General features: G+C 68.2%; 11 protein-coding genes. 7 read left to right on the top strand and 4 right to left on the bottom strand.

The window, feature by feature from the left end:
- Window positions 1-48: 48 nt before the first annotated feature.
- From pstC to ABIC44_RS00665, 3 genes are all read right to left on the bottom strand, one after another.
- A complete protein-coding gene (pstC, locus tag ABIC44_RS00675; RefSeq protein ID WP_354293066.1) occupies window positions 49-1,425 on the bottom strand; it encodes a phosphate ABC transporter permease subunit PstC in 1,377 nt (458 codons plus the stop codon).
- Complete coding sequence (locus tag ABIC44_RS00670; protein ID WP_354293377.1) at window positions 1,422-2,468, bottom strand: substrate-binding domain-containing protein; 1,047 nt, start codon at window positions 2,466-2,468, stop codon at window positions 1,422-1,424. Before ABIC44_RS00670 ends, pstC begins: the two co-directional genes overlap by 4 nt.
- Window positions 2,469-2,540: 72 nt before the next feature.
- Window positions 2,541-3,830 carry a sensor histidine kinase gene (locus tag ABIC44_RS00665; RefSeq protein ID WP_502959810.1) on the bottom strand — a complete coding sequence of 430 codons (1,290 nt, stop codon included), beginning with the start codon at window positions 3,828-3,830 and terminating at the stop codon, window positions 2,541-2,543.
- 61 nt (window positions 3,831-3,891) lie between these two features.
- On the opposite strand from ABIC44_RS00665, the gene ABIC44_RS00660 reads away from it, so the two are divergent.
- From ABIC44_RS00660 to ABIC44_RS00645, 4 genes are read left to right on the top strand one after another with little or no spacing between them, the layout of a single operon-like run.
- On the top strand, window positions 3,892-4,335 hold the full coding sequence (locus ABIC44_RS00660; RefSeq protein ID WP_502959809.1) for a hypothetical protein: 444 nt from the start codon (window positions 3,892-3,894) through the stop codon (window positions 4,333-4,335).
- Between the two features lie 3 nt (window positions 4,336-4,338).
- Window positions 4,339-4,620, top strand: a complete 282-nt coding sequence (locus tag ABIC44_RS00655) for an HPr-rel-A system PqqD family peptide chaperone (RefSeq protein WP_309695617.1) — start codon at window positions 4,339-4,341, stop codon at window positions 4,618-4,620.
- Window positions 4,617-5,462 carry an HprK-related kinase A gene (locus ABIC44_RS00650; protein ID WP_354293064.1) on the top strand — a complete coding sequence of 282 codons (846 nt, stop codon included), beginning with the start codon at window positions 4,617-4,619 and terminating at the stop codon, window positions 5,460-5,462. The genes ABIC44_RS00655 and ABIC44_RS00650 overlap by 4 nt, the downstream gene beginning before the upstream one ends.
- Complete coding sequence (locus tag ABIC44_RS00645; protein ID WP_354293062.1) at window positions 5,459-6,487, top strand: nucleotidyltransferase domain-containing protein; 1,029 nt, start codon at window positions 5,459-5,461, stop codon at window positions 6,485-6,487. Before ABIC44_RS00650 ends, ABIC44_RS00645 begins: the two co-directional genes overlap by 4 nt.
- On the opposite strand, the gene ABIC44_RS00640 is transcribed toward ABIC44_RS00645, so the two are convergent.
- A complete protein-coding gene (locus tag ABIC44_RS00640; RefSeq protein WP_354293060.1) occupies window positions 6,447-7,139 on the bottom strand; it encodes an HAD-IA family hydrolase in 693 nt (230 codons plus the stop codon). The genes ABIC44_RS00645 and ABIC44_RS00640 overlap by 41 nt on opposite strands.
- A 63-nt stretch (window positions 7,140-7,202) precedes the next feature.
- On the opposite strand from ABIC44_RS00640, the gene glmU reads away from it, so the two are divergent.
- The 3 genes from glmU to ABIC44_RS00625 all read left to right on the top strand — a co-directional run bounded on the left by glmU (window position 7,203) and on the right by ABIC44_RS00625 (window position 12,380).
- Window positions 7,203-8,567 carry a bifunctional UDP-N-acetylglucosamine diphosphorylase/glucosamine-1-phosphate N-acetyltransferase GlmU gene (gene glmU, locus ABIC44_RS00635; protein WP_354293058.1) on the top strand — a complete coding sequence of 455 codons (1,365 nt, stop codon included), beginning with the start codon at window positions 7,203-7,205 and terminating at the stop codon, window positions 8,565-8,567.
- A gap of 7 nt (window positions 8,568-8,574) precedes the next feature.
- Entirely contained in the window at window positions 8,575-10,398 is a 1,824-nt protein-coding gene (gene glmS, locus ABIC44_RS00630; protein WP_307098940.1) for a glutamine--fructose-6-phosphate transaminase (isomerizing), read from the top strand.
- Window positions 10,399-10,490: 92 nt separating this feature from the next.
- Complete coding sequence (locus tag ABIC44_RS00625) at window positions 10,491-12,380, top strand: putative bifunctional diguanylate cyclase/phosphodiesterase (RefSeq protein ID WP_354293057.1); 1,890 nt, start codon at window positions 10,491-10,493, stop codon at window positions 12,378-12,380.
- Window positions 12,381-12,383 lie beyond the last annotated feature (3 nt).

The following is a 12,383-nucleotide window of genomic DNA, read 5'->3' as shown; positions in this document are numbered from 1 at the left end:
GGGCTGTTCCAGATGGTGGGGGCGTCGTCCGCCGGGGAAGGGGGCGGGCTATTCATAGGTTTCCCGGTAACGCTTCACCACGCTCAGCGCGATGATGTTGAGCAGCAGCGTGATGACGAACAGCGTCAGCCCCAGCGCGAAGGCCGCGAGCGTCTTGGGGCTGTCGAACTCCGCCTCGCCGGTCAGCAGGTCGACGATCTGGCGGGTGACGGTCGTGGTGCTGGCGAAGGGATTGGCGGTCAGGGTCGCAACCCCGCTTGCCGCCATGACGACGATCATCGTCTCGCCGATCGCGCGACTGACCGCCAGCAGGACGCCGCCGACCACGCCGGGCAGGGCGGCGGGCAGCATGACGCGGGTGATCGTCTCGGACGGGGTCGCCCCCATCGCCAGGCTGCCGTCGCGCATCGAATCGGGCACCGCCGCCAGGCTGTCGTCGGCCATGGACGAGACGAAGGGGATGATCATCACCCCCATGACCAGCCCGGCCGCCAGCGCGCTTTCCGACGACGCCCATTCGATGCCGATCGACACCGCGAACTGGCGGACGGCGGGCGCGACGATCAGCGCGGCGAAATAGCCATAGACGACGGTCGGGATACCCGCGAGCACCTCCAGCACCGGCTTCATGATCCGCCGCGCGCGCGGTTGGGCATATTGGGTCAGGTAGATGGCGCTCATCAGCCCGAACGGAATGGCCACCGCCATCGCGATCACCGCGCCGATGAAGAACGTTCCCCAGAACAGCGGCACCGCGCCCAGCGACGCGCCCGGATCGCGCGGATCGATGACCTGCGGGCTCCAATGCGTGCCGAACAGGAAGTCGGTGATGGGCACCACCGCAAAGAAGCGCCCGGCCTCGTACAGCAGCGAGGCGACGATCCCGGCGGTCGTCAGGATCGCGATGAGCGAGGCGCCGAGCAGCAGCCCCAGCACCACCCGCTCGATCCGCGTCCGCGCCGAAAAGTCGGGCCGGACCCGCAGATAGGCATAGGCGCCGCCCGCCAGCGCGAGCAGCAGGACGATGGCGGTCGCGATCCAGTCGATGCGCGTCTGGGCGGTCGCGTAAGCGGGGGCCAGGGTGCGCGAAAGCGTATGGAAGGCCCCGTGCGCTTGTCCGGCGGCCAGCGCCCGCGCTTCGGACAGGATCGCTGCCCGCTCGAAGCCCGGCGGCGGCAAGCGTCCGGCGGCGGGCGTACCCAGCACCATATCGGTGACGAGCGCGGGCGAGGTCGCGGCCCAGACCGCCAGGAAGATCAGCGGCGGCGCGGCGGTCCACAGCGCGACATACCAGCCATGATGATGCGGCAACGAGCGGACCCGTCCGCCCGTCCGGCGCCGAAAGCCGAGCGCGCGCATCCGCGTCGTCGCCCAGGCGATGACACCCAATCCGACGATCAGGACCAGAAGGATGACGCCGTTCATGACGGCAGGGTCGCCGGATCGAGGGCGGTCTCGTTCGCGATGATCGACCGCGCCCGTGCCTGAACGCTGGCGGGCGCCGCGATCAGCCCACGCCGGACCAGCGGCCCGCCACGCCCCCAATTGGCGGCATAGAGCGACAGGAACTGGCGCAGCCCCGGAATGGCATCGAGATGCGCCTTCTTGACGTAGAGATAGAGCAGCCGCGAACCCGGATAACGGTCGGCGGCGATCGCCTCATAGCTGGGGGCGATGCCGTCGATCGCCACCCCGTTCACCGTATTCCGGTTTTCCTCGAGATAGGAATAGCCGAACACGCCGAGCGCATCGGGGTTGGATTGCAGCTTCTGGACGATCAGATTGTCGTTCTCGCCCGCATCGATATAGGCGCCGTCGTCGCGGACGCGGGTGCAGAGCAGGCGATGGGCATCGGGATCGCGATGCGCCAGCGCCGCCGCGCCCGGTTCGACCGCATCGCACCCGCGCATCAGGATCAGTTCGGCCAGGGCGTCGCGCGTGCCGCTGGTCGCGGGGGGACCATAGACCTGGATCGGAATGGCTGGCAGGGCGGGATTGACGTCATGCCAGGTCCGCGCCGTGTTGGGCCGCCCGCCGGGATGCGCCGCGAGCGCCCGGTAGAGGTCGACGGTGCTCAGCGCCATGCGCGGCCCGCGCTTCGATTCGGCAAAGGCGATGCCGTCGATCCCGATCGGAATCTCCAGCAGCGCGGCCGCGCCATGCGCGGCGCAATCGCGATATTCGGCGGCCTTCATCCGGCGCGAGGCATTTTCGATATCGGGATGCGCCGCGCCGATCCCGGCGCAGAACAGTTTCATGCCCGCGCCCGTGCCTGTCGACTCGATCACCGGCGCCTTGGCATCGGGATCGGCGGTGACGAAACGCTCGGCGATGATGGTCGTGAAGGGATAGACGGTGGAGGAGCCGACCGCCGTGATCTGATCCCGCACGCCCGCGCCGCCGCCATTGGCCTGATCGTGACAGGCCGCCAGCGCGACGATCGCGGCGAGAAGGCAGGGCAGGCGCATCATGATCCTTGAACACACCGGAACGGGTGTGGGCCGGCGCTGCCACGCCCACCGGACCTCCGTGTGACATTTCTATTGCGGTTTTGTGACAGTGCCCTCGGAAACGGGTTTCTCGCTGGATTTTATCGGGGGCAGGCGGACGGTGACGGTCGTGCCCACCCCGACCTCGCTGGCGATATCCAGCCGTCCGCGATGCCGCTCGACGATATGCTTGACGATCGCGAGCCCCAGCCCGGTGCCACCGATGCTGCGGCTCCGCCCCGAATCGACGCGGTAGAAACGCTCGGTCAGGCGGGGAATATGCCCCGGCGCGATGCCCTCGCCCCGATCCGCCACCGTCAGGCGCAGCATGGGCCCGTCGCGGTCCAGCGTGACGCGCACCGGGGTTTCGGCCCGCCCATATTTCATCGCATTGCCGATGAGATTGTGGAGCATCTGCGACAATTGCGCACGGTCGCCCGCGATCGGCGGCAACCCCTCGGCCACGTCGCAGCTGATATCCTCGGCCCGCGGCGAGCCGGAGTCGAGGAACTCGTCCCAGACATGCTGGACCAGGTCGGCCATGGCGACCGGCTGGGCGGGCTGGCGATATTTGTCCGCTTCGATCCGGCTGAGCGAGATCAGGTCCTCGACCAGCCGCTGCATCCGGCGGGCCTCGTCGAACATCACCTTCAGGAACCGTGCGCGGATCTCGGCATCCTCGCCCGCCTCATCGCCCAGCGTCTCGATGAACCCCAGGATCGAGGCGAGGGGGGTGCGCAGTTCGTGGCTGGCATTGGCGACGAAATCGACGCGCATCCGCTCGGCGGCGTCGTGCGCGGTCTGGTCGATCAGATGGACGATCCGCTGCCCACCGCTGGTGTCGGCTAGCCGCATCTCCCAGCGATGGTCGAGCGAGCCGAGCCCGACGAGCGAGATGGGATGGTCGGGGGCGGTCGCGCCCGGAGCCATCAACCGCTCGGCGGCGGCGGGATGGCGGATGGCGATCCGCGCATCCTCACCGACGATATGCGCGCCCAGCAGCGTGCGGGCGGCGCGGTTGGCCAGCGTCACCCGGCCGCGTTCGATCAGCAGCACCGGCTCGACGATCGCATCTAGCGCCTCGGTCAGCAGGGGGGACAGCGTATCGCCGTCCTCGACCTGCGCATCGTCCTCCTCCGCGTCGGTCGCCTCGCCCTCGCTTGCGACCAGCGCGGCGGCGATCCCGCCGACCAGCGTGATGATCGCGGGCCCCGGCCCGGCGGTCAGGAACACCACGACCGCAGCGACCACCGCCACCACGATGCCCCACAAGGTGCGAATGCCGAATCCCATGATGTCGCCGATGTAGCGGGCGCAGGTCGCCCTGTCTTCCCGCAACATCCGCCCTCTCCCGATGCGGGGCAGGCGGGATCGCACAGGTGCTTGTCGCGAAAGCGCGAATATGGGACATCCGCTTCACATGGACGAGACGCCCCAGCCCCACCGGACCGACGATGACGGCCCCGAGCCGTCGCGTGCCGCCACATCCAGCCGCCGCGCGCTGATGCTGGGGGCGATCGGGGCGAGCACGGTGGTCGCGATCCGCCCCGCGCTGGCGCAGACGACGGGCTCGGTACTGAACTGCCAGATCCCCGTTCCCGATCCTGGGCGCGCGGGCAGCTATATCGCGCGCGACGGGTCCACCGTGCCCGCGCGCACGCAGGGTTCGTTCGCGCCCCCCGGCCGGCCCTATACCGGCGAGGAAGTGAAGCGCGCCCTGCAGGGTGGCCAACTCCCCAATTCCAACTCCCTCAGCAACCGGGCCTATCTCAACTATATCCGCCGGTTGCAGCGGGGGCAGGGCGGCTTCACCTGCTATGCCTCGCTCCAGATGCCGGGCGGCTGACCCATGGCCGCTCCGCGCTACCGCGCGGCGGGGGCGGAGCTGTTGCTGGTCGAGCCGCTGGACATGTTCACCGCCGTCTTCCACCGGCCGTCGGGCATCACCCATTTGCTGACCGAACCCGCGCCGCAGATCCTGCGCGCGCTGGCGGATGCGCCGCTGGACGCCGGGGCGCTGCTGGCCCGGCTATCGCGGGACTTCGATCTCGGCGAGCCGGGCGATGCGGAGGCGATGCTGCTGGCTCGGTTGGCCGAGCTGGAGGCGGCGGGGCTGGTTGAGCGGGTATGAGGTATCGGACGACCCTGCGCGTCGGGCCGGTCGGCTTTCGCATCGGCTCCGACTGGCGGGGGCCGATCGCGGCGGTCGAGGCGCTGTACCGCGATTATCCACGTGCCGAATTCGCTGATTTCAGCGTGCGACTGGAGGCCGGGCAGCCCTGGCGGCGGTGGCTTCGCCCCTCCATCCATATCGGCGGCGATTACCGCTTGCCGGAGGCGGCGCCGCTGCCGCTGGCCCAGGGGCTGCTGGCGGCCGAACTGGGCATGAACCTGCAAATGGCGCTGGGGCATCGACGGCATGTGCTGCTCCATGCCTCGGTCGTGGCGCGCGGCGACAGGGCCATTGTGATGAGCGGCATATCCGGTGCGGGCAAGTCGACGCTGGCGTTGCTCCTTGCCGAGCGGGGCTGGCGGTTCATGGGCGACGAGTTCGCGCTGATCGATCCTGCATCGGGGCTCGCCTTTCCGTTCCCCCGCCCGGTCAGCCTGAAGAATGAGAGCCTGGCGGCGATTCCGGCAGGCCGGGTCACCGGACCGCTGCTGTCGGGAACGCCCAAGGGCGACATCCGCCATGTCGCCCCCGACCCCGCCGCCATCGCCGCGATGGATGAACCCGCGCGGCCCGCCCTGTTGCTGTTTCCCCGTTTCGGCTTCCCGTCGGCGATCCGCCCGCTGCCCCCGGCCGAATGTTTCGTGCGCCTGACCCAGGCATCGACCAATTATGTCGCGATGGGCGAGCCGGGGTTCCGCGCCCTGACCCGCCTGCGTGCCGAGGTTCCGGCGGTCGCCGTCGACTATCCCGATGGCGAAGCGGGGATCGCCGCCGTGGAGGCGCTATGGGTCGCGCTATGACCCCCGTTCTGACCCCCGCCGAGCGGCTGATCGCCCTGCTGCGCGAGCCGGGGTATGCGCGGCATCTGACGGCCAGTGACTGGACGGCGGTACTGACCGTCGCGCGGGCCGAGCTGCTGATCGGCACGCTGGCCTATCGGCTGCACGGATTGGACCTGCCGCCGCACGTCGCCCTGTGCCTGTCTGATGCGAAGGCCGCGGCGGAGGAGGGGCGGCGTGCGGCGCTGTGGGAGGCGAACCGCGTCGCCCGTGCGCTGGCCCAGCTGGGTCGTCCGGTCATCCTGCTGAAGGGTACGGCCTTCGTGGCGGCGGGGCTGGCGGCGGGATGCGGGCGATCGATCGGCGATTGCGACATATTGCTGCCCCAGGCCGATCTGGACCGGGCCGAGGCCTGGCTGATCGAGGCGGGATGGGAGTGGGTCAAGCCCGACCCCTATGACGATCTTTACTACCGGCGATGGATGCACGAACTGCCGCCGCTGATCCATCGCGACCGCGACCGGATGCTCGACGTGCATCACACCATCCTGCCCCCGACCGCGCGACCCAAGCCCGACGCGGCCAGGCTGATCGCGGGGGCGGTGCCGCTGGCCAACGGGCTGGCCGTGTTGTCGCACCTCGACATGATCGTCCATGCTGCCGCGCATCTGTTCGCCGATGGCGACCTGACGGGCGGGCTGCGCAATCTCTGGGATATCCACGCGCTGGTCGGCGAAGGGGGCTGTGAGGGGCTGGCCGAGCGGGCCCGCCATCACGGACTGGACCGAGCCGTCGCCCGCGCGATGCGGTTGAGCCATGCGCTGTTCGGCACGCCCGTGCCGCCGCAATGGCAGGCGCTGACGCTGGCCGACCGTCTCTATCGCCGCCGCATCCTGGCGCGCGACGGCTGGGGACGCGGGCGGCATCCCCTGACGCGTCTGGCCTTCTATCTGCGTTCGCACCTGATCCGGATGCCCCTGCCGCTCCTCCTACGGCACCTGTGGATCAAGGGGCGGAAGGCGCGAGCCGCTCCAGCGTCGGGATGAGGCCCTCATAGCCGTCGATGATCGCATCGGCGCCCAGCGTCTCGACCGGCTGGCTGAGGAAGCCGAAGGAACAGGCGATCACCGGCAGGCCCGCGGCCTTGGCGGCCTGCACGTCGAAGATCGAATCGCCGACAAAGGCCGCCGCCCCGCCGCCGCACCGGGCGACGAGCGCCTGGATCGGCACCGGCGAGGGCTTGGCAACGCCCATCGTGTCGCCGCCGATGATCGCATCGAACCGATCGGTCAGCCCGAGCCCGTCCAGGATCGCCCGTGCGAAGCGTTCCAGCTTGTTGGTCATGACGCCCAACCGGACGCCGCGCAGCGCCAGCTCGTCGAGCGCCGCCAGCGTACCCGGAAAGGGGCATGTATGGTCCGCCAGATGCGCCTCATAATGGTCCAGCAGCCGCTGGTGCAGAACATCCAGCGTCTCGGTATCGCATCCCCCGGTCGCCGCCAGCCCATGCTCCAGCATCCGCCGCGCACCCCCGCCGATCATCGGCTTCACCGCCTCGACATCGAGGGCCGGACGCCCGATCGAGGCCAGCGCATGATTGACCGCCGCCGCCAGGTCGCCGCTGGTGTCGAGCAAGGTGCCGTCCAGATCGAAGCCCACGATGGAAAAGGGAAAACGGTCGGGTGAATTCGCGTCCATGAGCCATCCTGCGCCAAGTCTTGGTATGGCTTTGGCAAGAAATCCATGGCAGGCGCAACCATCATGACGAGACCAGTCGCCGCCATCATCCTTGCCGCGGGCAAGGGCACCCGCATGAAGTCGGACCTGCACAAGGTCCTTCACCCGATCGCCGGACGGCCGATGCTGCTCCACCTGATCGACAGCGTCGGGGCGCTCTCGCCCGAACGCATGGTCGTGGTGACCGGCGCCGGGCGCGAGCAGGTCGAGGCGGCCGTGACGCCGCTGGGCGTGCGCACCGCGCTTCAGGCCGAGCAGCTCGGTACGGCGCATGCGGTGGCGCAGGCGCGCGAGGCGCTGTCGGGCTTTATGGGCGATGTGCTGATCCTGTATGGCGACGTGCCGCTGGTCGAGACCGCGACGATGCGCCGGATGATCGATCGGCTGGCCGAGGCGGACAGTCCCGCGGCGGTGGTGCTCGGCTTCCGACCCGCCGACCCCGCCGCCTATGGCCGGGTGATCGCCGATGCTGACGGGCGCATCGACAGAATGGTCGAGTTCAAGGATGCCAGTGCCGAAGAGCGTGCCGTAACCCTTTGCAATTCCGGCTTGATGGCGGTCCGTTCGGAAGATCTGTTCGGCCTGCTCGACCGGGTCGGCAACGACAATGCGGCGGGCGAATATTATCTGCCCGATATCGTCATGCTGGCGGCCGGCGACGGACGTCCTTCGGCGGTGATCGAGACGAGCGCCGGGGAAGTGGCGGGCGTCAACAGCCGCGCCGAGCTGGCGGTGGTGGAGGGCGACTGGCAGGTCCGTCGCCGCACCCGTGCGATGGCCGACGGCGCTACGCTGATCGCGCCGGAGACGGTGTGGTTCGCTCATGACACCCGGATCGGCCGTGACGTGGTGATCGAACCCCATGTCGTCTTCGGCCCCGGCGTCCATGTGGCGGACGGCGTGACCATCCATGCCTTCAGCCATCTGGAGGGCGCGACCGTGGCGAGCGGCGCCGATATCGGCCCCTATGCGCGCCTCCGCCCCGGTGCCGATGTGCGGAAAGGCGCACGTGTCGGCAATTTCGTCGAGATGAAGAAGGCGGTGCTCGGCCCCGGCGCCAAGGCGAACCACCTCACCTATCTGGGCGATGCCGAGGTCGGTGCGAACGCCAATATCGGCGCGGGCACGATCACCTGCAATTATGACGGCTTCCTCAAATATCGCACCGTGATCGGCGAGGGCGCCTTCATCGGTTCCAACTCGGCGCTGGTCGCCCCGGTCCAGGTGGGTGCGGGCGCGATCGTCGGCGCGGGGTCGGTCGTGACGAGCGATGTCGAGGCCGACGCGCTGGCGCTGGTCCGGGCGGAGCGGCAGACCAAGCCGGGTTGGGCCAAGCGTTTCAGAGAGATGATGACGGCCAAGAAGGCCGCGAAAAAGGCTGGGGAGTAAAAGGCTTATGTGCGGTATCGTAGGAATTCTGGGCGGTGACGACGTTGCCGAGCGGCTGCTCGACGGGCTGCGTCGCCTAGAATATCGCGGATATGACTCGGCGGGCATCGCGACGATCGACCAGGGTTCGATCGAACGGCGTCGCGCATCGGGCAAGCTGGTCAATCTGGCGCGCGAGCTTGCCGCGCACCCGCTGCCCGGCACCATTGGCATCGCCCATACCCGCTGGGCGACGCATGGCGGCCCCACCACCAACAACGCACACCCCCATGCGACCGATCATGTCGCGGTCGTCCACAATGGAATCATCGAGAATTTCAAGGCGTTGCGCGACGAACTGATCGGTCGTGGTCATGTCTTCACCAGCGAAACCGACACCGAGGTCGTCGCCCATCTGGTCAGCGAGAAGGTCGAACAGGGGCTCGATCCGGTTGCGGCGGTCCGCGAGGTGCTGCCGCGCCTGCACGGGGCCTTCGCGCTCGCCATCCTGTTTCGCGACCAGCCCGATCTGCTGATCGGCGCGCGACTGGGCTCGCCGCTGGTCGTGGGATATGGCGATGACGAAACCTATCTGGGATCGGACGCGCTCGCGCTGGCCCCGCTCACCCAGCGCATCGCCTATCTCGACGAAGGCGACTGGGTCGTCTGCACCCGCGAGGGCGCACAGGTCTATGACCGCGACAATAACCCGGTCGAGCGGCCCGTCACGATCTCGGGCGTGACCGGCGCGCTGATCGACAAGGGCAATCACCGCCACTTCATGCAGAAGGAGATTTACGAGCAGCCGATCGTCGTCGCCCAGACGCTTCGCTCGTATCTTCAGCGGCTTGAGGGCAAGATCGCACTTCCCATCCCCGAATTCGACCTGTCGGGGATCAAGCGCGTCACCATCGTCGCATGCGGCACCAGCTTCTATGCGGGCATGGTCGCGAAATACTGGTTCGAGCAGTTTGCGCGCGTGCCGGTCGACCTCGATGTCGCCTCCGAATTCCGCTACCGCGCGCCGGTGATGGAGCCGGGCGGGCTGATGATCGTCATCAGCCAGTCGGGCGAGACCGCCGACACGCTCGCCGCGCTCCGCCACGCCAAGGCCGAGGGGCAGACGATCGCCGCCGTCGTCAACGTGCCGACCAGCTCGATGGCGCGCGAGGCCGACCTGCTGCTCCCGACCCATGCCGGGCCCGAGATCGGCGTCGCCTCGACCAAGGCCTTTACCTGCCAGCTGAGCGTGCTGGCCGCGCTCGCCGCCAATCTCGCCAAGGCCAAGGGGCGGCTGTCGGCTGACGAGGAACGCCAGATCGTCCGTCATCTGGCCGAGGCCCCCGCCGCGATCAACGGCGCGCTGGCCTATGACGAGGCGATCGAGGGCATGGCGGGCACCGTCGCGGGCGCGCGCGACGTGCTGTATCTGGGCCGTGGCACCGACTATCCGCTGGCGCTGGAGGGTGCGCTAAAGCTCAAGGAAATCAGCTATATCCATGCCGAAGGCTATGCGGCGGGCGAAATGAAGCACGGCCCGATCGCGCTGATCGACGAGCATGTCCCCGTGATCGTCATCGCTCCGTCCGGCCCGCTGTTCGAGAAGACCGTCTCCAACATGCAGGAGGTCCAGGCGCGCGGCGGCAAGGTCGTGCTGATCTCCGACTATGACGGGATCGAGGCGGCGGGCGAGGGCTGTATCGCGACCATCACCATGCCCAAGGTCCACCCGCTGATCGCGCCGATCGTCTATGCGGTGCCGGTCCAGCTGCTCGCCTATCATGTCGCGGTCGCCAAGGGCACCGATGTCGACCAGCCCCGCAACCTGGCCAAGAGCGTCACCGTCGAGTGACGGGGGGCCAGACCTGACCATTTACGTCACTTTAAGCGTATCCGGTTACCATTGATCCATATAACGGGGATCGATGGATTCATGGTGACCGGATGCGCATACTGATCGTCGACGACGAACCGGCAATCCACGACAGCTATGCATTGTGCTTTTCCGGCCAGGGTCTGGCGCAGGACGCGATGCTCGACGCCATGGCCGCCGACCTGTTCGGCAAGCCCGAGATATCGGATGACGAAGGCGACGCGGTGTTCGAGCGTCACCATTATCGTCAGGGCCAGGATGCCGTCGCGGCGGTCGAGCGGGCGCTGGCCGACGGCACGCCCTTTGCCGTCGCCTTCATCGACATCCGGATGCCGCCGGGGTTCGACGGTCGCGAGACGGCACGGCGGATCAGGGCGCTGGACCCCGATATCCATCTGGTGATCGTCACCGGCTATTCCGACTTTTCGCCGGTTGAGATCAGCAAGGTCGCCGGGCCCGCCGACAAGATCTTCTACATCGCCAAGCCCTTCGAGGTCGCCGAGATCTGGCAGACCGCGCTGGCACTGTGTCGTCGCTGGCAGAATGAGCGCGAGCTGGCGGCGACGCGGGTCCTGTTGGCCGCGCAGGTCGCCGCGCTGGAGGAAAAGACCGCCGAGCTGGAGGCCAATGAGAGCCGCGCCATGCATCTGGCGCTGCACGATGCCTTGACCGACGCGCCCAACCGCGTCGCCTTTCTGCGCGCGCTGGACGAACGGGGTCGCCGGGGCGGCCGGTTCGTAACGGCGATGCTGGACCTCGACCGGTTCAAGCTGGTCAACGACACGCTCGGCCATCTGGCGGGCGACGAACTGATCCGCGAGGTGTATGCCACGCTGAACCAGGCCGCACCCGCCGGTGCGCTGATCGCCCGGCTGGGCGGCGACGAATTCGGCATCCTGTTCGACAGCGCGCATCATGAGGAGGCCGTTGCCGCGTGCGAGCGGATCGTGACCGCCTGTGCGACCACCTTCAGCATATTGGGGCATTCGGTGCGCTGCGGAGCGTCATGCGGGCTGGTGGTTCGACAGGGCGGCACCGATGGCGATTCGATCGACCTGATCCGCCAGGCGGACATGGCGCTGAACGAGGCCAAGCGCGCCGGGCGCGGCGTCGTCCGGCTGTTCGATGCGCAGATGGACGACGGCATTCGCCTGCGTCGCGGTGTCGAAGCCGGGCTGACTCAGGCGATCGCCCGTGACGAGCTGACCCTGGCCTTCCAGCCGATCGTCGGGCGCGCCGATCTCGACATTGTCGGGTTCGAGGCGCTGGTCCGGTGGGACACCGTCGAACATGGCGCGGTCAGCCCAACCATCTTCATCCCCATCGCCGAGGAGAGCAATCTCATTCACGAACTGGGCGACTGGGTGCTCGACCATGCGCTGGCCGAGTTGCGCCACTGGCCCGATCAATATGTTTCGGTCAATTTCAGCCCGATCCAGTTCCGCCGTTCGCATTTCGTCGCGCATGTCCTCGACAGCGTGCAGAGGGCGGGGGTCGCACCCGGTCGGGTCCAGATCGAGATCACCGAGACGGCGATCTTCGATGATGCCGAGCGCGCGGCCGAGACGTTGTGCGAACTGCGCGACTTGGGCTTCCGCATCGCTCTCGACGATTTCGGCACGGGCTATTCCAGCCTGTACAATATCCGCAAATTTGCGCTCGACTGCCTGAAGATCGATCGCAGCTTCATCGACGGCATGGGCCGCGAGCGCGAGTCCGCCGCGATCGTCCATTCGATCATCCATCTCGGCCGTGCCCTTGGGCTGGGCGTGATCGCCGAGGGGGTCGAAACCGAGGCGCAGGCCCAGGCGCTGCGCGTCGCAGGGGCCAGCCACCTACAGGGGTATCTCTTCTCCCACCCGGTTCCCGCCGCACAGGCGCGGGCGCTGGCGGTGCAGCGTTACATGTCGCTGGACGGTATGCCGCCCGCGCAACCCCCGATGGCCGGCGTGCAAGGCTGACCC

This window comes from Sphingomonas sp. 1185 (assembly GCF_040544655.1).
Taxonomy (GTDB): domain Bacteria; phylum Pseudomonadota; class Alphaproteobacteria; order Sphingomonadales; family Sphingomonadaceae; genus Sphingomonas.
The sequence above is the reverse complement of the archived record's forward strand: the minus strand, read 5'-3'. Positions and strand labels throughout refer to the sequence as shown.

Coding starts and splice junctions, on each gene's coding strand:
- pstC (WP_354293066.1), bottom strand. CDS start 1,425: ATGAACGGCGTCATCCTTCTGGTCCTGATCGTCGGATTGGGTGTCATC.
- ABIC44_RS00670 (WP_354293377.1), bottom strand. CDS start 2,468: ATGCGCCTGCCCTGCCTTCTCGCCGCGATCGTCGCGCTGGCGGCCTGT.
- ABIC44_RS00665 (WP_502959810.1), bottom strand. CDS start 3,830: ATGTTGCGGGAAGACAGGGCGACCTGCGCCCGCTACATCGGCGACATC.
- ABIC44_RS00660 (WP_502959809.1), top strand. CDS start 3,892: ATGGGACATCCGCTTCACATGGACGAGACGCCCCAGCCCCACCGGACC.
- ABIC44_RS00655 (WP_309695617.1), top strand. CDS start 4,339: ATGGCCGCTCCGCGCTACCGCGCGGCGGGGGCGGAGCTGTTGCTGGTC.
- ABIC44_RS00650 (WP_354293064.1), top strand. CDS start 4,617: ATGAGGTATCGGACGACCCTGCGCGTCGGGCCGGTCGGCTTTCGCATC.
- ABIC44_RS00645 (WP_354293062.1), top strand. CDS start 5,459: ATGACCCCCGTTCTGACCCCCGCCGAGCGGCTGATCGCCCTGCTGCGC.
- ABIC44_RS00640 (WP_354293060.1), bottom strand. CDS start 7,139: ATGGACGCGAATTCACCCGACCGTTTTCCCTTTTCCATCGTGGGCTTC.
- glmU (WP_354293058.1), top strand. CDS start 7,203: ATGACGAGACCAGTCGCCGCCATCATCCTTGCCGCGGGCAAGGGCACC.
- glmS (WP_307098940.1), top strand. CDS start 8,575: ATGTGCGGTATCGTAGGAATTCTGGGCGGTGACGACGTTGCCGAGCGG.
- ABIC44_RS00625 (WP_354293057.1), top strand. CDS start 10,491: ATGCGCATACTGATCGTCGACGACGAACCGGCAATCCACGACAGCTAT.